This window comes from Candidatus Phytoplasma sp. AldY-WA1 (assembly GCF_020312115.2).
Taxonomy (GTDB): domain Bacteria; phylum Bacillota_I; class Bacilli_A; order Acholeplasmatales; family Acholeplasmataceae; genus Phytoplasma; species Phytoplasma vitis.
In genome coordinates this window covers 1-25,768 of record NZ_JAHRHX020000009.1, presented here as the reverse complement: position 1 = coordinate 25,768, position 25,768 = coordinate 1, and the positions used below count along the sequence as shown (strand labels likewise).

The window sequence follows — 25,768 nt, the reverse complement described above, 5'->3', positions numbered from 1 at the left end:
ATAAAAAAATAAAATTTCTAAATTTATTATTAAGTAATTAAAAAATTAATAATTTGATCATAAAATTAAGACCCGTTAGGGTCTTTTTTTTATAATATTAAAACAAATTACATATTAAATTGATTAGTTATAATTATCTTAAATATGATAATAAAAATAAAATAAGGTCAAAAAATTATTTTGTTTTTAAGAAAAAGAGCATTAAAAATGAATAAATTTAAACAGAGTATAACAGAAATTGAATCGTGTTATTTTGATTTATTATTTAATCTTTTTAAAGAAATTGATATTTTTTTATTAGAAGACAAAACAATCAACAACGAAAAAATAGAAGAACAAATTAACAAATTGATTAAACGAATTAAATATTTGTTATTTTGTAAAGTATCTAATTTTAAATTTCGCAGTGTTATAAAAAAATGTAAAGTTTGTTTTAAATAGCCTTTTCGGTATTAAAAATAAATTTATTTACACTTTTTTAAAACAATGCGAAAATAAGTATTTTTTTAAATTAAAAATAAGTTTTTCATATTTTTAATTAAAATTATTTATTTTTTAAACAATTAATTTGTTTGATAATTTTGCTTATTTTAAAATTTTTAATTTGATTAAAGATAGTTATTAAATGTTCTTTAGAAATAGTTTGTATTTGTTTTTGAATTTTAAAATAAGAACTATTTAAAGATTCTGACATTTTTTTAATTTTTTCATTTTCTTCTGACATTTTTAATAAATTATTTTCTATTTTATTTAAAGAATTATTTAAAATGTGTTCTTTCATTTGTCGAAAACTTTTATTTATTTCTTCTTCATCACGAAATTTTTGTTTTTTTTCTGAAAGAGCCGAAATTAATTCTTTATTTTTTCTTCCTAAAGCAGTAATAATATTCAAAAAAATTATTAAATAAGGAGGCCTAATAATGAACATATTTTTATATTCATTTACTTTTTTAACCGGATTATCATTTTCTGTGTCATATTCTAATTCGCTTACTAATAAGGCGAATTCTAAATTTTTATTATTACGGTCTTTATCTAATTTTTTAAAAAATTGTTCATTTTTTTGTTTTTTAGTTTTTTCTAATAATTTCGTTTCTGATTTCATTTCTAAAATAGCTGAAGTTAAAATTTCATTTTCTTTTTTGTTTTGGTCAGAATGTAATTTATAAATAAAATCCCCTTTAGTTCCGTTAATAATTTCGTTATCTTTATACCATGAAATATCATCAGTAATTAATATTTGATTTTGCATTTCATTATCACACCATTTTTCTAAATTTTCACCTATTAACTTGATGTTAAAATTGGCTCTTGTTAATGTTAATTTAGTAATTTCATTTTTTAACTTATTAATTTCGTTGTTTTTTATATTTTCTAATTCCATTGTTTGTTTAATCAATAAAATCTTGTTTTCATTCTCATATGTTTTTATTTTTTGTTCATATTCTTGTTGAATTTTTGTTATTGTTGCTTGCATTTCTTTGTTATGTATTTGTGTTTGTAATGAATCTAAATTTAATTCTAAACATTCTTTTAAATTAATTATATCGCCTTTTTGAGCATTTTCTTGTAATTCTAATTCATATGAATTTTTAATTAAAACTTTTATTTTTTTCATATTTTATTTTTATTTAATTTTTTTTAAAGAAATAATTTCGTTAAAATTAATTACTTTTTCTTTGATATTGGTTAAACAAAAATAACCTTTCCTAATAAATTGGAATTTGTTATGATTTGTATTTATATCTAATCCGCCTTCAACAAAAGCTTTTTTTTGTATCCAAGAAGAATGATTAAATTCTGCTTTTAAATCTTGAGGATTATTATTTTCAAAAAGAGGTTGATAAAAATTTAAAAAAGCTTTTTTAGCTGTATTCATTTCTACAAAATGAATAGTTCCGTTAGGTTTTCTTTCATTGAAAGAAGTGCCACTTTTTGTTTTTGGATCGTAGGTAGCTAAAATCTCAATAATTTCGCCTTTTTTATTTTTTACAATATCTACTGCTTTAATAAAATAAAAATAAAATAATCTTACTTCCTCATTTAAAAATAATTTTTTAGATTTAGGATCTAATTTTTCAATTTGGAAATCTGATTTTTCAATATAAATATGTTTAGAAAAAAAAACTTTTCGTATTCCTAAATCAAGATCTTTATGATAAGGCACATCAGAAGATTCTATTTTATCTTCGGGATAATTAATAATAGTTACTTTTAAAGGTTCATCTATAACCATTATTTTTTTAGCTTTTTTTTGTAAATCTTCTCTTAAAAAAGAATATAACATATCTTTATTAACATAAGTATTATTTTTAGAAAGACCTATTTCCAAAATAAATTTTTTAATAGATTCAGGAGTATATCCTTTATTTCTCATACCTCTTAAAGTTGGCATTCTAGGATCATCCCATCCTTGAACTAAACCAGAATTAACTAAAAATTTTAAACTTCTTTTGCTTAAAATAGTTTGTGTAATATTAATACGACCAAATTCGATTTGAGTCGGAACATGTTCCATTTCAGTTTCTTTTATAACCCAATCATATAAAGGTCGATGATCTTCAAATTCCAAAGAACATAAAGAATGTGAAATACCTTCGATTGCATCTTCTAAAGGATGCGCAAAATCATATGAAGGAAAAATAAAATAATGTTTATTTTTTAAAGTATAAGCGTCAAGAATTTTATATAAAACAGGGTCTCTTAAATTCATATTAGGACTTGCCATATCAATTTTAGCTCTTAAAACTTTATTTTCTTCTTTAAAAACACCATTTTTCATTTTTTCAAATAATTCTAAATTTTCTTCTATAGTACGATTACGATAAGGAGAATTTATTCCTGGTGTAAATAAATCTCCTCTATAATTTTTTAATTCTTCTGCACTCAAATCATCTACAAATGCTAAATTTTTTTTAATTAATATAACTGCTCTTTTGTACATTTCTTCGAAATAATCAGAAGCGAATAAAATTTTATCTGGTGTATAACCTAACCATTTGACATCTTTGAGAATAAAATCCACATATTCTTGTTTTTCGACAGTAGGATTTGTATCGTCGTATCTTAAATAAGTTTTTCCGTTAAAAAATTTGGCTAATTCGAAATTAATAATAATAGATCGTGCGTGTCCTAAATGAAGAAAACCATTTGGTTCTGGTGGAAAACGAGTAATTACTTTTGTATATTTTTTATTTTTTAAATCTTTTGTAATAATACTCTTGATAAAATTCGATTCTTGAAACATTTATTAAAAAACCTCACTTATTTTATCAGTAAATTTGTATATAATATATATTTTATATTTTTTGATTATCCTATAGATAAATCAGGATTTGCCGTTAAATTATATTCTTTCTTTCCTTTAGAGGACCCAAATATATTTTGATAATAAGCGGCAACTCCGATCATAGCTGCTTGATCAGTGCAATATATAGGAGAAGGGATGATCAATCTTAATTCTGGAAAAGCATTTTTAAATTGATTTTTCAAAAATTGATTAGAAGCTACTCCACCTACAATTATTAACTCTTTAGAAGGATATAAATTTAAAGCTCTTTTAGTTTTTGTTATTAAAACATCTGCGACACTAGATTGAAAAGAAGCACAAATACTATTAATATCTGAATCAATATTGTTTCTTTTATTAATAAAATTTATAATTTTACTTTTTAAACCTGAAAAGCTAAAATTTAAATTTTTATTTTTTAAATAAGGGCGTGGAAATGAAAATAAATCTTCTCCTTTTGATGCTAATTTTTCAATTATAGGACCTCCGGGATAACCTAAATTTAAAGTTCTAGCGATTTTATCATAAACTTCACCTACTGCATCATCTAAAGTAGTTCCAATTTCTTTAATTTGAAAGTGATTATTAAAATAAAACAATTCCGTATGTCCTCCCGAAATCAAAAGAACTAAGGAAGGAAATTTTATTTCATTCTCTATTTGAGAAGCATAAATATGGCCTATCAAATGATTAACACCTATTAAAGGTTTATCATAAATGTAAGCAAAAGTGTTTGCAGCATTAACACCAGCAAATAAAGAACCTATTAAACCAGGGCCTTGAGTTACAGCTACCAAATCAATTTCTCGAGGATTTATTTGAGCTTTTCTTAAAGCTTCTGCTAAAACCAAAGTAATAATTTCTACATGTTTACGAGAAGCTAATTCTGGAACTACGCCACCAAATTTTTGATGATATTTTATTTGCGAAAAAATCACATTAGATAAAATATCTTTCCCATCTTTTACAACTGCAATGCTTGTTTCATCACAACTAGTTTCAATTGATAAAATAATCATATTATATAAAATTACCTAACTTCTTTCTTTTTTTAAAAACGAAATTGAAATTATATTTCAAGATTAAATATAATAATTAGGAATTAAATAAGAAATTTGTTCTACTTTTTTCATATAAAAAAAAATTTTTAAAGGAGATATTTTAAAATTATCTTTATCTAATAATAAATGATTTTCGAAACCATCTAAAAAATCTTTTTCATAAATATTTTCGGATAAAATAATTTCTTCATTTTTTAAACTTAAACTATAAAAAAAATTTCGTTTCGCATAAATCTTAGGAGTTTTGATTTTTTGTGTATATCCGCTAGATAGTAGTAACAAACTACTTATTTCATATAAAGATATATCTAGTTCTAAAGATAAAATTTTTGATGTCAAAACTGCTAATCTACTTCCTATATAAGAACCTGGACCAACACCAACAATAATACCGTATAAATCTTTTAAATTTAAATTATTTTTTTCTAATATTCGAGAAATTAAAGGAATTATTTCAGAAACAAAATTTTTTTTTAATAAATTCGTTTCTATACTAATAATGTCAGTCGAAGTACTCAAAATAACTATTTGAACATTAGTAGAAACATCTAAAATAATATATTTTTTAATTTTATCCGAAACCATATATGAAAAATATCACTTTCTTATATTTGATATTCAATATTAAAATGTATCAATATTTTTTTCTATTAAAATATCTCTTTTTTGACTATTCAAAACTTTAATTTGAATTCTAAAATCCCAATAATTAAAAAAAGAAATTATATTTTGATTTGTCTCAATTACTACAATATCGCCTTCATCTGTATTTTCCAATAATTCTTCTATTTCTATTGAAAAGTATTTCATTTGTTTTTTATAATCATATTTATCATCCAAAAGACGGTATAAATCTAAATGATGTAATTTTTGTTCTTTATTTTGATGTGTTTTTAATAAAAGAAAAGTAGGACTCTTAATTTCGGTTTTAATACATAATTTTTTAGCTATTCCTTTAGTAAAAATTGTTTTCCCGGCCCCTATTCTTCCTTCAATAATAATAATACATCTTTTTTTTTCTTTATTTAAATAATTTTGAATAATTGTTTTACACAAATCAAACCCTAACTTCTTAGTTTGAGCTTCTGAAAAAGTTGTGATATTGTAATAATTTTTTGTTTTCAAAAAAAACATATCGAGTCAAACCTTAATAAATTATTTTAATATAAAAAAATAAAAAACAACTAATTTTTATAAAAAATTTATTTAGATGTTTTTTTATTTAAAAATTCAAAAATACTAATTTACAAAATATCTATTTTTTCTTTATCATTGATATTGATAATAACAAAATTAAATAATTTATCAGAATCTTTTAATTTAACTAATTTATTTCCTTGAGTTACTTTTGATTTAGGAGTTGGAATTTTGTTATTGTTAACTAATCGAATTATTTTACCACGATCAGAAATTAAAACTAATTCTTCGCCATTAAAAACAGCTTTTAATGCGATAATTTTACCATTTTTAGAAGTAATTTTTAAAGTTTTTATTCCTTTTCCGGCTCTTTTTTGATTTTTATATTCGTTAATTTTATTTTTCTTACCATATCCTAATTCAGTAACAACTAAAATATCTTGTTTATTTGATTCAACAATTGTAGCTCCTATCAAAGTTTCATCAGAATTTAATTTCATTCCAATCACTCCACTACCCATTCTACTAGTTTGTTTAATAGTTTTTTCGTTAAAACGAATAGCTTTACCATCAGAACTCGCCATAATAATATCTTGTTCACCTGAACTTTTTAAAACTGTCAAAACTTCATCATCATTTTTTAAAGTGAAAGCTATTTTGCCTTTGCTTTGAATATTTTGATAATCTGAAATATTATTTCTTTTTATTAAACCTTTTTTAGTTATTAGAACTAAATAATTATGTTCTTGTTTTAAATGAGGGTTAATACTTGCAACAGAAGTTAAGAATTCTCCTTCGCTTAAAGGAACTAAATTTATAAGTGGTATACCTTTTGCTTGTCGAGAATAATCAGGTATTTCGTAACCCTTCATGCGGTAAACTTTTCCTTTGTTTGTAAAAAATAATTGATAATCATGAGTAGAAGTAATAACTATGTGTTTTACGAAATCATTTTCATTCATAGTGATTCCGCTGACACCAGTTCCACCTTTATTTTGTTTTTTATAAGTATCTAAATCTAAACGTTTGATGTAACCTTTATTAGTAATAGTAATAAGAATAGACTTTTCTTGAATTAAAGTTTCTTCAGATATATTAATTTCTACATCTTTTCTTATTAAAGTTTGTCTTTCGTCTTGAAAAACCTTTTTTAATTGCAGTAATTCTTTTTTAAGAATTTGTTCTTTTTTAGTTTGAGAATTAATAATAATTTCACATTCTGAAATTTGTTTAATTAAATTTTGTTCTTCTGTTTTTATTTTTTCTACTTCTAAATTTGTTATTTTTTGTAAACTCATCTCTAAAATATATTTACTTTGAATTTCATCAAAATTATATTTTAACATTAATTTTTCACGTGCTTCTTTAACATTACTAGAACTTTTTATTAATTCAATTGCGTCATCGATATCATTTAAAACAATTACCGCTGATTGAATTAAATGTTTTTTTGATAAAGCGTTTTTTAATTCAAATTGTTTTTGGCGATTAATTATATTTATTCTAAAAGTGAAAAAAGCTTCTAAGATTTGTTTCAAATTAACAAGTTGAGGTTTTTTATTAATTAAAACAATCATATTAAAATGAAAAGATACTTGTACTTGAGAACGTTTATACAAATTATTTAAAAATATTTTAGGATTAATGTCTTTTCTTAAATCAATAACAATTTTAATACCTTGGCGATTAGAAGACTCGTCTCTTAAATCTGTAATTCCGTCTAAAATTTTGTTTTTCTGCAAAGAAACAATATTTTTAATTAAATTACTTTTTTTCATTTGATAAGGAATTTCTGTAATAATTATCGAACTTTTATTTTTTTCAGAAGTCACAATATTAATTTTAGAACGAATAATAATTTTTCCTCTTCCTTTTTCATAAATTTCTTGCAATTTATCAACTTCTAAAATTTCTCCACCAGTAGGAAAATCAGGACCTTTAATATATGTAACTAATTCAGAAATAGAAATCTCTTTATTATTTATATAAGCGGTCAAAGCATCAATAACTTCACCTAAATTATGAGAAGGAATATTAGTAGCCATTCCTACAGCTATACCCGTCGCTCCATTTACTAAAAGATTAGGAAAACTTGTCGGAAGAATTACTGGTTCTTTTTCGCTTCCATCATAATTATCTACAAAATCAATAGTGTTCTGATCTATTTCTTTAATTAATTCCATTGCTATTTTTGACATACGTACTTCTGTATAACGCATTGCCGCAGCAGAATCTCCATCAATAGAACCAAAGTTACCGTGCCCATCAATTAAAGGATAACGATAATTAAAATTTTGTGCCATTCTTACCATTGCTTCATAAATACTACTATCACCATGAGGATGATATTTACCCATAACATCACCGACAATTCTAGCAGCTTTTTTATAACTAGTTTGTGCAGTGACACCTAATTCTTTCATACTATATATAATTCTTCTTTGAACAGGTTTTAAACCATCTTGAATTTCTGGTAAAGCTCTTGAAACAATAACACTCATGGCGTAATCTAAAAAAGATTTTTCCATTTCTTGACTAATATTTACTTCTTTAACAGATCCTATATTATTTATTTCTGAAATATCAGAATTCGAATTATTTAAAGAATTATTTTTTTTAATTTTATTTGACATAATTTAATCGCCTTTTTAATATTAATAAATTAAAAATCTATATTTGCTTTGTAAGCGTTTTCTTCAATAAATTTTTTTCTTTGAGAAACAAGTTTACCCATTAATTTATCAAAAATTTTATCAGCTTCTACAGCATCTTTCAAACATACTTTTAATAAAGTTCTGTGTTTTGGATCCATAGTAGTGTCCCAAAGTTGTTCTGGATTCATTTCGCCTAAACCTTTGTATCTTTGTGAAGAAATTTTTTTATTTTGAATTTCAATGCTATTTTTATATTCTTTATAATCTTTTTCATTATAAAAATATTTAATTTTTTTATTTTTTTCTACTTTATATAGAGGCGGTTGTGCAAAATAAATATAACCATTTTCAATTAAAGGTTTTAAATTTCTAAAAAAGAAAGTAAGAATTAAAGTTCTAATATGTGCTCCGTCGACATCAGCATCTGTCATTATAATAATACGATGATAACGCGCTTTACTTAAATTAAATTCTTTATCAATACCAGTTCCTATCGCTTGTATTAAAGACACAATTTCATTATTACTTAAAACTTTTTCTGAATGAGATTTTTCTACATTAATAATTTTACCTCTTAATGGTAAAATAGCTTGAAATTGAGAATCTCTTCCTTGTTTAGCAGAACCTCCTGCTGAATCTCCCTCTACAATATATAATTCAGATAACATAGGATCTTTTGTATAACAATCAGTTAATTTGGAATTAAAATTTAATAATTCTAAAGACATTTTTTTTCTAGTAATTTCACGTACTTTTTTAGCAGCTATTCTAGCTTTCATAGATAATAAACATTTATCTATTATTTGCTTAGCTTCTTGAGGATTTTCTAATAAATGACTTTCCAAAAATTCACCAAAAGATTTAGAAATAAATTGTCTAACTTCATGACTACCTAATTTATTTTTAGTTTGTCCTTCGAATAATGGATTAGGATGTTTTAAAGAAATAATAGCCGTAAGACCTTCTAAAGTATCTTCACTAATTAAGCTTGTTTCTTTTTTTAATATTTTTTTATCTTTAGCATATTTATTTAATATCCTATTTAAAGCTATTTTAAAACCTTCTTCGTGTGTTCCACCTTCTTTTGTAGGAATATTATTAACAAAAGAATAAATATTTTGGCTATATTTATTTGTATATTGGAAAGTAATTTCATAAAATATATTATCAAAAAAATATTCTTTATAAAAAATTTGAGTTAACGTACTTTTATTCTGATTTAAGTATAAAATATATTCCTTAACTCCTTCTTTATAATAAAAATTAAATTTTTGAGCTGGTTGGACTCTGCTATCAGTAATATTTAATTTAATATTTTTGTTCAAAAAAGCTAACTGTTGCATTCTATCTTTTAAAACATCTAATTTATAATTAAAATTTGTCATAATTTCAAAAATTTCCGGATCAGGAGTAAATGTAATTATTGTTCCTTTTTTATCTGTGAAACCTTTTTTAGTTAAAGGAATGATTGGTTTTCCTTGTTCATATTTTTGATAATATATTTCGTTATTCAAATGAATTTCGACAGTAAACCAAGAAGAAAGAGCGTTTACAACAGAAGCTCCAACTCCATGTAATCCTCCAGAGATTTGATAAGAAGAATTATCAAATTTTCCGCCCGCATGCAAAGTTGTCAAAATAGTTTCTACAGCTGGTTTATTAGTTTTTGGATGGATGTCAACTGGTATACCCCTTCCATTATCAGAAATACGAACAACATTATTATCTAAAATTTCTAAATTAATTTCGTCAGCGAAACCTGCTAACGATTCATCTATAGAATTATCTATAATCTCCCAAACTAAATGGTATAAACCTTTTTCTGAAGTAGAACCGATATACATACCAGGTCTTATCCTAACAGCTTCTAATCCTTCTAAAACTTGAATACTTTCAGCGTCATATTTCTTGATTTTAGTCATTTATAAATTCAAAATCTCCTATTATATTTTAAATTAAAACAAATTTAAATATTTTTTTATATCATAAAAAATTTTTTTATCAAAAAATATAATTTAAAACAATATAAAACATTTATAAAAATTATAACATAAAAAACGCTAACTTTATAAATTAGCGTTTTTACGTTATTTATTTTTATTCTAAATATTTTTTTAATAAATAATAACACCTACTTAATAGTAATAAAAACTATTTTTAAATATATTGATTATATTATAATAATTTTGAGTAATAAGTTATAAAAAAATCTACTTATATTTTAGTCAATATTAAAATATTATTAATATTTTATTAAAAAAATGCAAATTTTTATTCTTAATTATTTTTTTATTTATAATTTTAAAATAATAAGGCTTTTATTAATAAAAACTCTTGAAAAAAATAAGATTGTAAATATATTTATGGTTTTAAAAAATAAAATGATAAATATATTTAAATTTTAATACCTTCAGATATTTTACTTTATGATGCCGATTTTATTACTTTTTAGACTCATATTTAAAAAAATTTATAATTAACTCGTATTTGAACTAATCTTTTTGTTTAATAAAAAAGAAACCTAAATAATTAAAAATCATTGAATCAAAATATAAAAAAATTAATATAATTTAAATATGATTTTTTCTTATTTTAATTCAAAAAAATCTATATACAATATTTTATAAATTAGATTTTAAAATTAATATTATTCGATAAGTCAAAGATTGAGAATATTATAATTATATTTTATCAAAAAAATCATCAAAAATTATCATCTCAATAAAATTAAGAATAAAATTTTGAATTTTTATAAAATATAAATTAACAATAATAAAATAAATAAAAATAAAAAAACAATAATAAATATTATATAATTTTTCGAATTATTTACATTTTGTCGTTTAAATATATTATAAGTAACTGAAACTTTTCCTTCAAAATCTTTAGAAACTATAATGGTGCCTTCAGGATTTAATATCCCATCAACTTGAAGATCGTTTTTATCCAAAATAGGATTTAAATTTTTAATTTTTGTTATAATTATTTGATTATTAATTTCGTCCAAAATTCCTAATTTTGTTGTTTTCAAAACATCTTTTAATCGAAAAGTTTGTTGCGGAATTTGTGAAGGAATTTGTGAAGGAATTTGTGAAGGAATTTGTGAAGGAATTTGTGAAGGAATTTGTGAAGGAATTTGTGAAGGAATTTGTGAAGGAATTTGTGAAGGAATTTTTTTAATATTATAAGTGACTAAAACTTTTCCTTCAAAATCTTTAGAAGCGATTATAGCTTCTTTTAAATTAGGTGTTTCATCAAATCGAAGTTCGTTTTTATTTAAAATAGGATTTAGATTTTTAATTTTATTTATAATTGCTTGAATATTAAAATCATCCAAAGTTCCTAATTCTGTTTTTTTTAAAACATCTTTTAACTTAGGAGTTTGTGGTATATTTTGTTTAATATTATAAGTAACTGAAACTTTTCCTTCAAAATCTTTAGAAAAGATAATGGCTTCTTTATTACTTATTATTTTTTCAACTTGAATATTATTTTTATTTAAATTAGGATTTATTTTTTTAATTTTATCTATAATTGTCTGATTATTAAGTTCATCCAAAGACCCTAGTTCTGTTGTTTTTAAAACATCTTTTAATCGAAAAGTTTGTTGTGGAATTTGTGAAGGAATTTTTTTAATATTATAAGTGACTAAAACTTTTCCTTCAAAATCTTTAGAAGCGATTATAGCTTCTTTTAAATTCGGCATTTCATCAAATCGAAGTTCGTTTTTATTTAAAATAGGATTTAGATTTTTAATTTTATTTATAATTGCTTGAATATTAAAATCATCCAAAGTTCCTAATTCTGTTTTTTTTAAAACATCTTTTAACTTAGGAATTTGTGAAGGAATTTTTTTAATATTATAAGTGACTAAAACTTTTCCTTCAAAATCTTTAGAAGCGATTATAGCTTCTTTTAAATTAGGTATTTCATCAAATCGAAGTTCGTTTTTATTTAAAATAGGATTTAGATTTTTAATTTTATTTATAATTGCTTGAATATTAAAATCATCCAAAGTTCCTAATTCTGTTTTTTTTAAAACATCTTTTAACTTAGGAGTTTGTGGTATATTTTGTTTAATATTATAAGTAACTGAAACTTTTCCTTCAAAATCTTTAGAAAAGATAATGGCTTCTTTATTACTTATTATTTTTTCAACTTGAATATTATTTTTATTTAAATTAGGATTTATTTTTTTAATTTTATCTATAATTGTCTGATTATTAAGTTCATCCAAAGACCCTAGTTCTGTTGTTTTTAATATTTTCGAAAATCTATTTTCATAAATAAAAGAAAATTTATATTTTTGTAATAAATTATCATTTGATTTAACTAATGTCGGAAATTCTAATACAAAATAATATTTATTACCTGGAATAAAAAAAGAAGTATCAGAAGGGAAATTACTGCTTTTATCAATAATCTTAGCTAATGAAATATTTTTTAAAACAAATGCTTTGTCTTTATCATCTGCCACAATTCTTTTTTGATTTATTTGATTTATCAAACATTGTTTTAAATCGTTTATTTTAGGACTTAACAAATCATTTCTTGATAATAAATCAAAATTATAATTCTTTTCAGCGTAAACTATATTTTTAATACAAATATAAAAAATGAAAATAATAAAATAAAAAAAATATTTTAAATTAATTAGTTTATAATTTTTATTTTTTATCATAATTTATGATGCTACCTTTACTTTATTTTTTAATTAAAGTTAAATATAAATCAATAAATCAAAATATAAAAATCAAATTCTAACTAAATTTTTAATAAAAATATTTTATAAAAATTATTTTTTTGTATAAAAAATATATTTATTTAAATATCATAATTAAACATAAAATAATCTTTTTTAATAAATGTAAAACATTACTAAAAAATATTTTTTTATTATATTTGTATATAATAGAAAATATCTAATATGTTTATATTATATACAAATATAATAATAATTAAAAAATTCTTTTTAATTTAAGCAAAAAAATAAATCAAATTATTTATTTTTTCAATAAAAAATTTGATTTATATACATAATTTGTTTTAATTTAAATTAAAACAAATTATTTTTTATAAAAAAATCATAAAGTTTATCTTCTTCAATATCAGGAGCTATTAATTTAGAATTTTTCTTAACTCCTTCATGATGAGAATTCGCTAATCCAATACCGATATCAGCAGATTTAATCATATCGATATCATTCACTCCATCTCCCATACAAATCAATTGATATTCCGGATATAAAGCTTGAATTTTTCTAATTCCATGGATTTTATTAACATCTTTAGGGACTAAATCTACCCCGCAATTAGTTCTCCAATAATAAATTTCGAATTTTCCCAAATCTTTAATAAATTTTTCAAGTTTTTCATTATTAGGTTCGAAAAGCCAAATTTGATAAACATTATTGTTTAAATAAAATGTAGGTTCTACAACAGAATTTTTATTAGTACAATATTTATGACCTAAAGTAAGTGAAATTAAATCTTGTTCACTAGGAACAATTTCTTTATGAAGTCCTGTCATTCCAATTTTAATACCTGCTGCATGAGCTTTAGCAATTAAATTTTGAACTTCTTTTTTATCAAAAGGTCGATCATCAATTACTTTATCATTAATTTGTGTCAAACCACCATTAAATAAAACTAAATGTTTGAAATAGTGTTGTATTTCACCTAAAACATTTAACCTTTTAATATTACGTCCTGTAGCGATTCCTAAAAAAGTATTAGGTTGCTCGGCTAAAGTTTTAATAGTTTTTAAAGTTTGTGGCAAAATAGTTTGTGATCGAGAACTTAAAATAGTATTGTCAATATCAAAAAAAAACATTCTTTTATTAGAATTCATTAAAATCCTTGAAAACTCCTTTATATTTGGGTTAAAATTAAGCTTTATTAATACTTCCGAAAAGTTCTAATTTCTTTCTAAGTTCTGCTTTTATAGCTAAATAACCTGGTTTTAATAATTGTCTAGGGTCAAAACCTTTATTTATTAAATCTTTTTTTTCTTCGATATATTTTCTAGTGGCTTCTGCAAAAGACAATTGAAATTCAGTATTAACGTTTATTTTAACTACTCCTAAAGAAATTGCTTTTCTAATCATTTCTTCAGGAATACCAGTACCTCCATGAAGTACTAAAGGAGTTTTATTATTAGTTAATTTTTTAATTTTTTCAAAAACTCCAAAATCTAATCCTTTCCAATTATCAGGATATTTTCCATGAATATTACCGATACCAGCAGCCAACATATCAACTCCTAATTCAGCGATTTTTTGACATTCATAAGGATCAGCGTTTTCACCTTGGCCTATAATACCGTCTTCTTCTCCACCAATTCCACCTACTTCAGCTTCAACTAAAATACCTTTTTTATGACAAAGAGAAACAATTTCTCTAGTTTTCTTTAAATTCTCTTCAAAAGGATAACTACTTCCATCAAACATAACCGAAGTGAAACCCGATTCTAAAGCTTCTTTTGCGCCTTCATAAGATCCGTGATCTAAATGTAAAATAACAGGAGTAGAAATATTATAAAAAAGATCTAAATTTTTTACTAAAGAAGACACTGTTTTAAAACCACCCATATATTGAGCAGCTCCTTCTGAAACTCCTAAAATAACAGGTGATTTTAATTCTTCAACAGTTTCTAAAGCAGCTTTAATCCATTCTAAATTATTAATATTAACCTGTATTATTGCGTATTTATTTTCATGTGCCTTTTGAATAATTTTTCTATCTGAAGTTAACACGTTTTTTCCTTTCTTGGAAACCATTAACAAAATTATAAATTTATTTTTAAAAAATAAAAAAATTCAAAATTTTCAATATAATTTATTTTAAACAAGTGTAACCATTTTTAAAAGTAAACGAGTTAATTGACTTACATAACTCATTTCGTTATCATACCAAGAAATCAATTTTACAAAACGTGGTCTTTCTTTTAAAATTTGAACTGTATTAGAATCAAATAAAGAACCAAAACTTGTTCCAATAATATCAGATGAAACAATCGGATCTTCAATAAAAGCTAAAGTTTCATTGGCGCTTTTTTTGAAAACATCTTTAATCATTTCTACAGTCACTTCTTTTTTTAATTCAACTGTTAAATCAACTAAAGAGCCTGTTAAACTCGGTACTCTAATCGCTGTTCCGTCTATTTTTCCTTTTAATTCAGGAATAACTAATGAAATCGCCTTTGCAGCTCCAGTAGAACTTGGAACCATATTAACAGCAGCAGCTCTTCCTCTTCTAGTCCAAATACCTTTTGGATGTGTTTGATCTATAAGAGATTGATCGTTAGTATAACTGTGAATAGTAGTCATAAAAGATTGATCAATACCAAAATTATCATTTAAAACTTTTACAACCGGAGCTAAACAATTAGTCGTGCAAGAAGCTCCACTAACAATAGTATCTTCTTTTGTTAAAATATCATCATTAACATTAAAAACAATCGTTTTAACATTTCCAGTAGCCGGTGCACTAATTAACACTTTTTTAGCTCCTGCTTTTAAATGTAATTGAGCTTTTTCTTCACTTGTGAAAAAACCAGTACATTCTAAAACGATATCTATTCCTAATTTTCCCCAAGGTAAATCTTGTGGATTTCTTTCTTGGAAAATATGAATTTTTTTACCTTCCACTATTAATGAATTTTCATCAAAAGTAATATCATCTCGTTTATAAGGACCTTGTGCGCTATCATATTTTAATAAATAAGCTAAAGTTTCTGGTGTTGACAAATCATTAATTGCTACAATATCAATATTATGATTTCCGAATAAAGAACGAAAAGATAATTTACCGATACGTCCTAACCCATTAATCGCTATTTTTTTTTTCATAATTTTTTTTACCTTCTTATTATTAACAAAATTTCTCAATACATTTTAAACCTGGCATTTCTTTTTCTTCTAAATATTCCAAAAAAGCTCCTCCACCAGTAGAAATATGGCTAAAATTATTATCCAATTTAAATTTGGATATTGCGGCTGCACTATCTCCACCGCCAATAATTGTAATAGCTTTATCTTTAATTTTACTAATCATCTGAGCTATCAATCTTGTTCCTTGAGAAAATTTTTCAAATTCAAAAACTCCTACGGGACCATTCCATACAACTGTTTTCGCAGACATAATATAATGTTGGAACAAAGAAATAGTTTTAGGTCCGATATCTAACCCCATCATATTAAAAGGGATTTTATTAAAATCAGAAATAATAGTTTTAGCGTCTGGAGCAAATTTATCGCCGCAAACAAAATCTTGCGGTAAAATAATTTTTTTACCTTCTTTTGAAGCTAATAATCTTTTAACTAAAGGAATTTCATTTTCTTCTAATAAACTTTTTCCGATTTCCAAATTTTGAGATTTCAAAAAAGTGAAAGACATTCCGCCACCAATCAAAAGAAAATCTACTTTTTTCAAAAGATTTTCAATAATTTTGATTTTATCAGAAACTTTCGAACCACCTAAAACAGCAACTAAAGGTCTTTGAGATGTATTAACAATTTTATGTAAAAAATTAATTTCTTTTTCGACTAAAAAACCAAAACATTTCTCTGAAATATAAGTAGAAATACCAACATTAGAAGCATGAGAACGATGACAAGTTCCAAAAGCATCATTAACAAAAACATCACCTAATGAAGCCCAATATTTTCCTAATTGAGCATCATTTTTGCTTTCTTTTTTACTATCCAGATCTTCAAAACGAGTATTTTCCATTAATAAAACAGAACCACATTCTAAATTATTAATTTCTCTTTCTAACAACTCTCCTTTAGTTTCTGGAACAAAAACCACTTTTTGATTTAAATAAAAAGATAATCTTTCGGCTACTACTCTTAAACTTAATTTTTGTAAATCTTCTTTTGTTTTAACTCTTCCTAAATGAGAAAGAATAATTATTTTACCTTTATTTTTTTTAAGATATTCTACAGTAGGTAAAATGGCTTTAATTCTACTATCGTCGTTAATAACTCCTTTTTCTAAAGGGACATTTAAATCTGCTCTTAATAAAATTTTCTTATTTGCAATATTCGAAATATCTAATTTATTAAGTGTTTTTTGCATTATATATTTTCCTTAAAATATAATTTTTTTAATAATTTATAAATTATTTTTTTATAAATCTCTCGAAATATAAAATAATTTAATTTTTTTATTTTCTTTATTATAAAATTAAAAACATTATAAACTAATTATAAACATTCAATAATATTAAAAAGTTTATCAAGTACACTTTTATTATTCAAAACATTTTCAAAACTAGTATGAATTATTTCTTGTTTTTTTATACCTATTGCACAATTATGAATATTTTTATTTAACAATTCAACAGCGGAAACACCCATTCTTGTAGCTAAAACACAATCTTCTACAGTAGGAGTCCCTCCTCTTTGTATATGACCTAAAACTTGAGCTCTCGTCTCAAAACCACTATAACTTTCGATTTCTTTAGCTAAATCAAAAACATTTAAAATATTTTCAGTAATAATAATAATAGCGTGTCTTCTTTTTTGTTCTTTTAAACTTTTAATTTTATCTAAAATCATTTGTTTAGGTATCAAATTTTCTTTTGTGACGATTAAATCTACACCAGCAGCAATCCCGCCATATAAAGCTAAATCACCTTTATTTCTACCCATAACCTCAAGAATAGTACATCTGTTATGTGATAAAGAAGTATCTCGTAATTTTTCAATAGCATCCATAACATTATTAACAGCTGTACTAAAACCAATTGTAAAATCTGTATCATTAATATCATTATCGATAGTAGCCGGAATACCTATACATTTTATCCCTAATTCTTCTAATTTTGTAGCCCCATTATAAGAACCATCTCCACCAATAATAATTAATTTATCAATGCCTATTTTTTTTAAATTTTGCACACATTTTTGACGTACACTTAAATCATCTTTAAATGAAAGAAAGCGCGAAGTACCTAAAAAAGTTCCTGAAATATTAATAATACGTGGTAAATTATCAGGAGTTAAAATTTCAATATCATGATTATATAAACCTAAATAACCATCTTTAATACCATAAATAGTGCAATTTTTTTTAGCTCCTGCTAAAACAATAGCTCTAATAGCACTATTCATTCCTGGAGAATCTCCACCAGAAGTTAAAACTGCTATTTTATTCATTTCTTCTTTATGTGTCATTTATAATAATTCCTTATAATAATTCCTTTTTTTATTAAATTTTGTTAATTTTGTTATTATTAATATTTTAATAATAATTTTTTCTGTATTTTTTTATATATTTTTTCTTAAATAAAATATATTTAGGTAACATTTTAATATATTAATATATTATTTTTAAAAATATAATTTAATTTACATATATTTTAAAAATAATAAATAAAAAATTTTATTTTGGAATAATTTAAAACCACTTTAATGTAAAATTAAACTTTTACCCGTCATTTCTATTGGTTGAGAGATTCCGAGTAATTCTAATAAAGTAGGGGATACATCACACAAAGAACCTGATTTCAAATTAAATTTACTATTAACTAAAATAAAAGGAACTAAATTAGTTGTATGAGCAGTATGAGGTTTATTTCTTTCGTCTGTCATTTGTTCTGCATTTCCATGATCGGCAACAATACAAGCAATTCCACCAATTTCTAAAATAGCTTTAACTACCTTTTCTAAACATGTGTCAACAGCTTCTACTGCTTTAATGGTTGATTCGAGTGAACCAGTATGTCCCACCATGTCTGGATTAGCAAAATTTAAAATCATAGTTTGGTATTTTCGAGATAAAATAGCTTTTTTAGCTTGTTTAGCAACTTCGAAAGCACTCATCTCTGGTTTTAAATCATAAGTTGCAACTTTAGGAGAAGGAACTAAAATATTATCAACATTTTCAAACTTTTGTTCTTTACCACCATCAAAAAAGAAAGTAACATGAGGATATTTTTCAGTTTCGGCAATTCTTAATTGACGAAGTTTATTATTAGAAATCACTTCTCCATAAATATTTTTTAAACTTTCTGATTTAAAAGCAATTGTTCCTAAGACATATTGAGAATAAGGAGTCATAGAAACTACACAAAGATTTTGAAGTAGTTTGTCTCCTTCGAAACATCTTTTCCCTTCGGACTTAAAATGCAAAGTCATTGAAGGATTTGATAAAGCAACTGCTAAACGCATAATACGATCGGAACGGAAATTTACAAAAATAATACTATCATTATCATCAATTAAACCATTTTTATCCACAATAAAAGGAGGTATAAACTCATCAGTAATTTCTTTTTTGTAAAAATTTTTGATCGCTTCTAAAGGAGAATTTATCAATGGGCCTTTACCAGAGACTAACATATTATAAACTAAATTAATACGTTCCCAATTATTATCGCGATCTAAAGCAAAATATCTACCGCTTACAGAAGCCACTTTAAAACCATAATTCAAAATTTTTTCAATATATTTTAAACCTGAATAAGGATCAGTGTCTCTACCATCTGTAAAAACATGTAAATAAGTTCTATCTTCTACTTTATGCTCTCTCATCAAATCTAATAAAGATTCAAAATGACTTAAATGTGAATGAACTCCGCCATCAGAAACTAATCCTAATAAATGTATTTTGCTATTGTTTTTTTTAGCATGTTTTATTGCTTTTAAAAAAGCTTCATTAGCAAAAAAAGATTTTGTACTAATAGATTTATTTATTTTATTCAAATATTGATCAATAACTCTTCCAGCTCCTAAATTTAAATGACCTACTTCGCTATTGCCCATTTGACCTTCGGGTAATCCTACTTCTTGTCCAGAAGCTTGTAAAGTAGTATTCGGAAAATTAGCCAAAAGATAATCTAAATAAGGAGTTTTAGCTAAATAAAAAGCATTATTTTCTTTTTTAGAAGATAACCCTAAACCATCTAAAATAATTAAACTTACAAATTTATTCAAACAAATCTCCTATTAATTTTTATTTACTTTTTAGTATTATTTTTTTAAGTTATAAAAACTTTTTAATCCTAAATAAGGACTATTTTTTAATTTTTCTTCGATTCTTAATAATTGATTATATTTAGCAATTCGATCAGTTCTCGAAATAGAACCTGTTTTAATCTGTCCTGCGTTAGTAGCAACAGCTAAATCAGATATAGTAGTATCTTCGGTTTCTCCACTACGATGTGAAATGACAGCTGTATAAGAAGCTTTTTTAGCCATCTCAATTGCTTCTAAAGTTTCTGTTAAAGTTCCTATTTGATTTAATTTAATTAAAATAGAATTTCCTACTTTATTTTCAATACCTTTAGATAATCTTTCGACATTAGTAGCAAATAAATCATCTCCTAACAATTGAACTCTGTCGCCTAATCTTTTTGTTAAAATTTTCCATCCGTCCCAATCGTTCTCATCTAATCCGTCTTCGATAGAAATTATAGGATACTTATTTACCATTTTTTCATAATAAGAAATTAATTCTTCACTACTGAAAGTTTTGTTATTCTCAGAAGTTAAAACATATTTTTTTTGTTCTTTATCATAAAATTCTGAAGCAGCAACATCCATTCCTAAAAAAACATCTTCTCCCGGTTTATAACCAGCATTTTTAATAGCTTCAATAATAAGTTGAAAAGCCTCTTCGTTAGAATTTAAATCAGGAGCATATCCACCTTCATCGCCTACAGTAGTCGGTAATTTTTTTTGTTTCAAAATTTTTTGTAAATGATGAAAAATTTCGGCACCACAACGTAAAGCTTCTTTAAAAGATGAAAAATTAGTCGGTAAAATCAGAAATTCTTGAAAATCAACATTATTAGATGCATGTGCACCACCATTAATAACGTTCATCATAGGAACAGGTAATTGTTTAGGTTGAACACCACCTAAGTATTCATAAAATTCTAAATTTAAATAATTAGCTCCTGCTTTAGCACAAGCTAAAGAAACTCCTAAAATAGAATTAGCTCCTAATTTAGATTTATTAGGTGTTCCGTCGAGTTCAATTAACATTTTATCAATCAAATTTTGTTCCAAAACAGAAACATTTTTTAATTTTGGTTCAATAATCTTTGAAACATTGTCAACCGCTTTCAAAACACCTTTACCTAAAAATCTTTTAGGATCATTGTCTCTTAATTCTACTGCTTCATATTCTCCAGTAGAAGCTCCCGAAGGGACAATAGCTCTTCCGAAAAAACCTGATAAAGTATGAACTTCAACTTCTAATGTAGGATTCCCTCTTGAATCTAAAATTTCACGAGCTAAAATTTTATCAATATATGGCATTTCACAACTCCTTTTTTTTATTTAATATAGAATACTTAATCACCACAATAAATAAATGTCATCATTAATAAAATAAAATACATAATTATTATAATATTTTTTTATATAAAAGTATATTTTATAAACTTATTCATATTTATTTAAAGACATATAATATAAAAAAATAATTAATTATTGAATTTTTAATTAATCCAAAATATTAGTTTTTTTGTTTAAATCGAATTAAAATATTTTTTTAAAAACAATAAATATGTTAAAATTATTATGATTTAGAAATATAAAAAATTATTGATAATTGATAAAAAGTTTTTCTAAATATCTTTTATATCAATAATTTTGTTGAAATAAATAAAATGAAAATAACTAAGAGGTTTTTATAATAAAAAAATATGTTTATAAATAAATTATTAATTTTTTTAATAGGTGTTATTTTAGGAGCTTTTTTAGGAGCTATTGTATACGAATTCGCATTATTAGAAATATTTCCGTTATCAAAAACAACGGAAAACTTACAATTTATGACCTTAAAGTTTTTAAACGAAAAAATACAACCAAATACCACCACAAAAGATAAAATTTTTTATAATTGGGTTTTGTGTATAAAAACAATAACTAAAAAAATAAGTGAATGGATAGCAACAAATATAAAAAAATAATCTGTTCTTACTAAAAATAAAATATAGCATTTAATAAAATACATATAAAAAAATTAAACATCAATATATATAAGATAAAGTTTTTTTAATTTTTAAATCATCATCTTTCTTTTTCAAAATTAATCTCTTATCATATTTTTTCTTTCCATGAGCTAAATAAATCTCTAATTTTAATAAATTTCTATCAGAAATAATTTTAGTAGGAATAACGCTTAATCCTTTAGCTTGAGTTTTGTTTTTAATTTGTAAAATTTCTCTTTTATTCAACAAAAGTTTTTTTTTTCTTTTATCGTCGTAATCAAATTTATTACAAAATTCGTATTTTTCAACAAACATATTGAAAACAAAAATTTCGTTATTTTCAATTTTTATATAAGAGTTTTGTAAATTAACTTTCTTTAATCTTATAGATTTTACTTCGTTACCAAACAATTGAATTCCGGCAATATATTTTTTGTCTAAAAAATAATCATAAAAAGCTTTTTTATTCTTCAAAATTATTTTTATCATTATTTTCAATCACTTTGTTTTTTTATTTTCCAAAATCATTTATTAAAAATTAAATAAATGATTTTGGATTTTTTTAATATTTGTAAACAAATTAACAAAAAAATTTAAATTATTTCTTTAATTCTTTATATTTATTTAAAGCATTTTTGATGACAGTAAATGCTTGAAATTTATCATATATATCTTCAATAACAACTGTTTTTTTTTCTAAATCTTTATAATGAGATAAAAAATGTTTTATTTCTTCCAAAAGAGAAACCGGAACATCTTTAATATTTTGATATTTTTCCATAGAACGATCATGGATAGGAACAGAGATTATTTTCTCATCTAACTCGCCATTATCAATCATTTTAATAACTCCAATAGGTCTACATTGAACAATAACCATAGGTTCTAATATTTCTTGTGATAAAACAAAAACATCTAACGGATCATTATCTTCACAATGAGTTAAAGGAATGAAACCATAATTAGCAGGATAAACAAAAGAAGTATTTAAAATACGATCTAATTTTAAAAAACCTGTTTCTTTATCTATCTCATATTTTTTTTTGCTACCTTTAGAAATTTCAATAAAAACAAGAAAATCATTTTCCATAACTCTATCAGGACTAACATTTTGTAAAAAATTCATATATTAAATTTTACCTTTATTTTTTATTTTTTAAAATAAAAATAACTCTAATTATATTATATATATTTTATACCAAATAACACATTATATAATTTTAGGAAAATAAATTCATAGAATCAACTCTGAACAAATTAATTTTTTTAAAAAATATTTTTTTATTTTGTTTAATATTAATAGTTAAATGATTAAAAAATAAATGTTCTTTAGTATTTAAATCTAAAATTAAAATTTTATCTATCAATCTTAAATTTTCTTCATTTTGTTTTTCATCTTTAAAAATTTCATAAAAAAGAAGATAAAATATATTATTTTCGTTTTTTTCTATCTTTAACAAAAAACCTATCGTTTGATGTTCTTTTTTCAAAGATAATTCAAAATTCATTTCTTTCAAAGGTTTTGTGTTTTTATGATCTACAGAACAATGAAGAGAAAAAATTTTAGGAACAAAAATAGAAATTACTTTTTTTATCAAATGTAAAAGAAATTTTTTATCTAAAATATCCATATCATCAATATCAATGATATTTTCTAAAAATTCTTCATGTGAAACATCAATATCTTGTTTTGATATTTTTTCTTCATCCATTTTACTTAAATGTTTAAGATAAGAATTAAGATGTTTTTTAAAAATAATCAAATCTTCGTTTTTTAGATTAATTATTTCAAAAATCAAATCTATCAAAGAATAACCAGAAATTTTACAATTACAAAAAGAAATATCAACAGAATGAATATCTTTTATATCTTCATCTTTAAAATAAAAATACCCTAAAGAAGGATCTTTCTTTAATAAAGAATAAAAACAAACAGTTTCTAAACCTATTTTATCATATTTATTATCGATAAATTCTTCTTTAAAACCTGAAATATCTAAAAAATCAAATAAAAAATCTATTTTAGGAATATTATGATACAATAAACCAAAAATAAACTGTTTAAAATTTAAACATTCTTGAAATGAAGAACATGAAACAGTACGAAAATTATCAATGCCATAAAATAATCTTATTTTTTTAGAAAAAAAAGAACCTAAATCATATTTCCATCCTAAAAAAACATGTTTTTTCTTTGAATCTTTTTTATATTTTTTTTTTAATAAATCATTAATTTCTATTTTTTCATTTTCAACATCAAAAAATATATTTGATTGTTTTGAAGAATCAAAAGATATTTTTTTATTTTGTTCTATTGCTTTAAAAAATAAACTATCAACTTTAAGTTTTGGTTGAGTAGATGAATTGTATTTTTTTTCTTTAATTTCGTCGGCATCACTGATTTTTGTAAATTCTTCGGATTCATTATCATTATTAATAGCTTTAAGATTGGTTAAACTAAATATTAATAAAAACAAAAATATAAATAAAAAAATAAAATTAATTTTTTTTAAAAAAAATTTATTTTTTTTCAATTAATTATTTCTTTCTAAATAAATATTATTTTTTTAAAAATAAAATAATAATAAATAAATTAAAAAATTAAAATAATAAAATATTAAAAATTTTTTTAAAAAAAATTAACTTTACGTAATTAAAAATTTATATCTAAATGGCGGCTCCGGGCAGAATCGAACTGCCGACACGAGGCTCTTCAAGCCACTGCTCTACCGACTGAGCTACAGAGCCCTATAAATTGGCGTGGCGGTCTGAACGGGATTCGAACCCGCGATCTCCTGCGTGACAGGCAAGCATGTTAACCACTACACCATCAAACCTTTTTTTAATTTTAATTGGTTGCGGGAGAAGGATTTGAACCTTCGACCTTCGGATTATGAGCCCGACGAGCTACCAAACTGCTCTATCCCGCGATCATAATAACTTAATACAAAAAAACATAAAAATAATTTTAACAAACTTTGGCGGAGAAAGAGGGATTCGAACCCCCGCATCCTTTCAGATCTTCCAGTTTTCAAGACTGGCCCCTTAAACCGCTTGGGTATTTCTCCAAACTTTTTCTAAAATAATGGTGGACCTGGTAGGATTCGAACCTACGACCAACCGGTTATGAGCCGGTAGCTCTAGACCAGCTGAGCTACAGGTCCATTGGTGGCGACAGAGGGATTCGAACCCTCGACCTCACGGGTATGAACCGAACGCTCTAACCGGCTGAGCTACACCGCCTACATTTATTAAATTAATTATTTTTTTATATTTATTATTTTCTCTTATATTATAACATTTTATTACTATTTTACATGGTGGAGTTTAGCGGATTCGAACCGCTGACATCCTGTGTGCAAGACAGGTGCTCTACCAACTGAGCTAAAACCCCATGTATAAATGGTACCTAGAGCCGGAATTGAACCGGCACGGCTTTTAACCATGGGATTTTAAGTCCCACGTGTCTACCAATTCCACCATCCAGGCTTTTAAACATGTTTTTTTTATTATCAAATGGTATCCCGTAAAGGACTCGAACCTTTGACACCTTGATTAAAAGTCAAGTGCTCTACCAACTGAGCTAACGGGACATTTTATTAATGGTGCCAAAAACAGGAATCGAACCCGTAACCTACTGATTACAAGTCAGTTGCTCTACCTATTGAGCTATTTTGGC

The 25,768-nt window shown here is 23.9% G+C and carries 20 protein-coding genes and 10 tRNA genes; 2 read left to right on the top strand and 28 right to left on the bottom strand.

The window, feature by feature from the left end; genetic code table 11:
- The first annotated feature begins 207 nt into the window (after window positions 1–207).
- Window positions 208–441 carry a hypothetical protein gene (locus KTO59_RS01540; protein ID WP_284928298.1) on the top strand — a complete coding sequence of 78 codons (234 nt, stop codon included), beginning with the start codon at window positions 208–210 and terminating at the stop codon, window positions 439–441.
- A gap of 103 nt (window positions 442–544) precedes the next feature.
- Here KTO59_RS01540 and KTO59_RS01535 read toward each other — a convergent pair whose 3' ends face one another.
- The 15 genes from KTO59_RS01535 to eno all read right to left on the bottom strand — a co-directional run bounded on the left by KTO59_RS01535 (window position 545) and on the right by eno (window position 21,412).
- Window positions 545–1,618 (bottom strand): DUF2130 domain-containing protein, encoded by a 1,074-nt coding sequence (locus KTO59_RS01535; protein ID WP_284928297.1) that lies wholly within the window; start codon window positions 1,616–1,618, stop codon window positions 545–547.
- Window positions 1,619–1,627: 9 nt separating this feature from the next.
- Window positions 1,628–3,247, bottom strand: a complete 1,620-nt coding sequence (gene glnS / locus KTO59_RS01530) for a glutamine--tRNA ligase (protein ID WP_284928296.1) — start codon at window positions 3,245–3,247, stop codon at window positions 1,628–1,630.
- Between the two features lie 65 nt (window positions 3,248–3,312).
- Window positions 3,313–4,308: a tRNA (adenosine(37)-N6)-threonylcarbamoyltransferase complex transferase subunit TsaD gene (gene tsaD / locus KTO59_RS01525; RefSeq protein ID WP_284928295.1), complete on the bottom strand. Its 996-nt coding sequence runs from the start codon at window positions 4,306–4,308 to the stop codon at window positions 3,313–3,315.
- A gap of 63 nt (window positions 4,309–4,371) precedes the next feature.
- The gene (gene tsaB / locus KTO59_RS01520; RefSeq protein WP_225696274.1) at window positions 4,372–4,935 is read right to left on the bottom strand and encodes a tRNA (adenosine(37)-N6)-threonylcarbamoyltransferase complex dimerization subunit type 1 TsaB; all 564 of its coding nucleotides are present in this window, start codon (window positions 4,933–4,935) and stop codon (window positions 4,372–4,374) included.
- A gap of 39 nt (window positions 4,936–4,974) precedes the next feature.
- Window positions 4,975–5,484 (bottom strand): tRNA (adenosine(37)-N6)-threonylcarbamoyltransferase complex ATPase subunit type 1 TsaE, encoded by a 510-nt coding sequence (tsaE, locus tag KTO59_RS01515; RefSeq protein ID WP_284928294.1) that lies wholly within the window; start codon window positions 5,482–5,484, stop codon window positions 4,975–4,977.
- 110 nt (window positions 5,485–5,594) lie between these two features.
- The gene (gene gyrA / locus KTO59_RS01510) at window positions 5,595–8,120 is read right to left on the bottom strand and encodes a DNA gyrase subunit A (RefSeq protein WP_284928292.1); all 2,526 of its coding nucleotides are present in this window, start codon (window positions 8,118–8,120) and stop codon (window positions 5,595–5,597) included.
- Window positions 8,121–8,149: 29 nt separating this feature from the next.
- Complete coding sequence (gene gyrB / locus KTO59_RS01505) at window positions 8,150–10,063, bottom strand: DNA topoisomerase (ATP-hydrolyzing) subunit B (protein WP_225696277.1); 1,914 nt, start codon at window positions 10,061–10,063, stop codon at window positions 8,150–8,152.
- Window positions 10,064–10,890: 827 nt separating this feature from the next.
- Window positions 10,891–12,822 carry a hypothetical protein gene (locus tag KTO59_RS01500; RefSeq protein WP_284928291.1) on the bottom strand — a complete coding sequence of 644 codons (1,932 nt, stop codon included), beginning with the start codon at window positions 12,820–12,822 and terminating at the stop codon, window positions 10,891–10,893.
- A 375-nt stretch (window positions 12,823–13,197) separates the two neighbouring features.
- On the bottom strand, window positions 13,198–13,992 hold the full coding sequence (locus KTO59_RS01495; RefSeq protein WP_225696136.1) for an HAD-IIB family hydrolase: 795 nt from the start codon (window positions 13,990–13,992) through the stop codon (window positions 13,198–13,200).
- Between the two features lie 37 nt (window positions 13,993–14,029).
- Window positions 14,030–14,896 (bottom strand): class II fructose-1,6-bisphosphate aldolase, encoded by an 867-nt coding sequence (gene fba / locus KTO59_RS01490; RefSeq protein ID WP_284928290.1) that lies wholly within the window; start codon window positions 14,894–14,896, stop codon window positions 14,030–14,032.
- An 87-nt stretch (window positions 14,897–14,983) separates the two neighbouring features.
- Window positions 14,984–15,991 (bottom strand): type I glyceraldehyde-3-phosphate dehydrogenase, encoded by a 1,008-nt coding sequence (gene gap / locus KTO59_RS01485; RefSeq protein WP_225696134.1) that lies wholly within the window; start codon window positions 15,989–15,991, stop codon window positions 14,984–14,986.
- Window positions 15,992–16,013: 22 nt separating this feature from the next.
- Entirely contained in the window at window positions 16,014–17,225 is a 1,212-nt protein-coding gene (locus tag KTO59_RS01480) for a phosphoglycerate kinase (protein ID WP_225696139.1), read from the bottom strand.
- 125 nt (window positions 17,226–17,350) lie between these two features.
- The gene (locus KTO59_RS01475) at window positions 17,351–18,322 is read right to left on the bottom strand and encodes an ATP-dependent 6-phosphofructokinase (RefSeq protein ID WP_225696133.1); all 972 of its coding nucleotides are present in this window, start codon (window positions 18,320–18,322) and stop codon (window positions 17,351–17,353) included.
- Between the two features lie 234 nt (window positions 18,323–18,556).
- On the bottom strand, window positions 18,557–20,083 hold the full coding sequence (gene gpmI / locus KTO59_RS01470; RefSeq protein ID WP_284928288.1) for a 2,3-bisphosphoglycerate-independent phosphoglycerate mutase: 1,527 nt from the start codon (window positions 20,081–20,083) through the stop codon (window positions 18,557–18,559).
- Window positions 20,084–20,119: 36 nt separating this feature from the next.
- Window positions 20,120–21,412: a phosphopyruvate hydratase gene (gene eno, locus KTO59_RS01465; protein WP_225696131.1), complete on the bottom strand. Its 1,293-nt coding sequence runs from the start codon at window positions 21,410–21,412 to the stop codon at window positions 20,120–20,122.
- Window positions 21,413–21,801: 389 nt separating this feature from the next.
- Here eno and KTO59_RS01460 point away from each other — a divergent pair, with 389 nt between their 5' ends.
- The gene (locus tag KTO59_RS01460) at window positions 21,802–22,068 is read left to right on the top strand and encodes a hypothetical protein (protein ID WP_284928287.1); all 267 of its coding nucleotides are present in this window, start codon (window positions 21,802–21,804) and stop codon (window positions 22,066–22,068) included.
- A gap of 60 nt (window positions 22,069–22,128) precedes the next feature.
- On the opposite strand, the gene smpB is transcribed toward KTO59_RS01460, so the two are convergent.
- The 13 genes from smpB to KTO59_RS01395 form a co-directional block, all read right to left on the bottom strand.
- Window positions 22,129–22,578 carry an SsrA-binding protein SmpB gene (gene smpB, locus KTO59_RS01455; protein ID WP_225696130.1) on the bottom strand — a complete coding sequence of 150 codons (450 nt, stop codon included), beginning with the start codon at window positions 22,576–22,578 and terminating at the stop codon, window positions 22,129–22,131.
- A 109-nt stretch (window positions 22,579–22,687) separates the two neighbouring features.
- On the bottom strand, window positions 22,688–23,215 hold the full coding sequence (locus KTO59_RS01450; RefSeq protein WP_284928286.1) for an inorganic diphosphatase: 528 nt from the start codon (window positions 23,213–23,215) through the stop codon (window positions 22,688–22,690).
- Between the two features lie 94 nt (window positions 23,216–23,309).
- Entirely contained in the window at window positions 23,310–24,623 is a 1,314-nt protein-coding gene (locus tag KTO59_RS01445) for a hypothetical protein (protein ID WP_284928285.1), read from the bottom strand.
- A 138-nt stretch (window positions 24,624–24,761) separates the two neighbouring features.
- Window positions 24,762–24,837, bottom strand: a tRNA-Phe gene (locus KTO59_RS01440).
- A 13-nt stretch (window positions 24,838–24,850) separates the two neighbouring features.
- A tRNA-Asp gene (locus KTO59_RS01435) sits at window positions 24,851–24,926 on the bottom strand.
- Window positions 24,927–24,942: 16 nt separating this feature from the next.
- Window positions 24,943–25,019 (bottom strand) — tRNA-Met (locus KTO59_RS01430).
- Between the two features lie 49 nt (window positions 25,020–25,068).
- Window positions 25,069–25,157 (bottom strand) — tRNA-Ser (locus KTO59_RS01425).
- Window positions 25,158–25,175: 18 nt separating this feature from the next.
- Window positions 25,176–25,253 (bottom strand) — tRNA-Ile (locus KTO59_RS01420).
- Between the two features lie 2 nt (window positions 25,254–25,255).
- Window positions 25,256–25,332: transfer RNA gene (locus tag KTO59_RS01415), tRNA-Met, on the bottom strand.
- A 75-nt stretch (window positions 25,333–25,407) separates the two neighbouring features.
- Window positions 25,408–25,483, bottom strand: a tRNA-Ala gene (locus tag KTO59_RS01410).
- 9 nt (window positions 25,484–25,492) lie between these two features.
- Window positions 25,493–25,578 (bottom strand) — tRNA-Leu (locus KTO59_RS01405).
- 28 nt (window positions 25,579–25,606) lie between these two features.
- A tRNA-Lys gene (locus KTO59_RS01400) sits at window positions 25,607–25,682 on the bottom strand.
- A 10-nt stretch (window positions 25,683–25,692) separates the two neighbouring features.
- Window positions 25,693–25,768: transfer RNA gene (locus KTO59_RS01395), tRNA-Thr, on the bottom strand.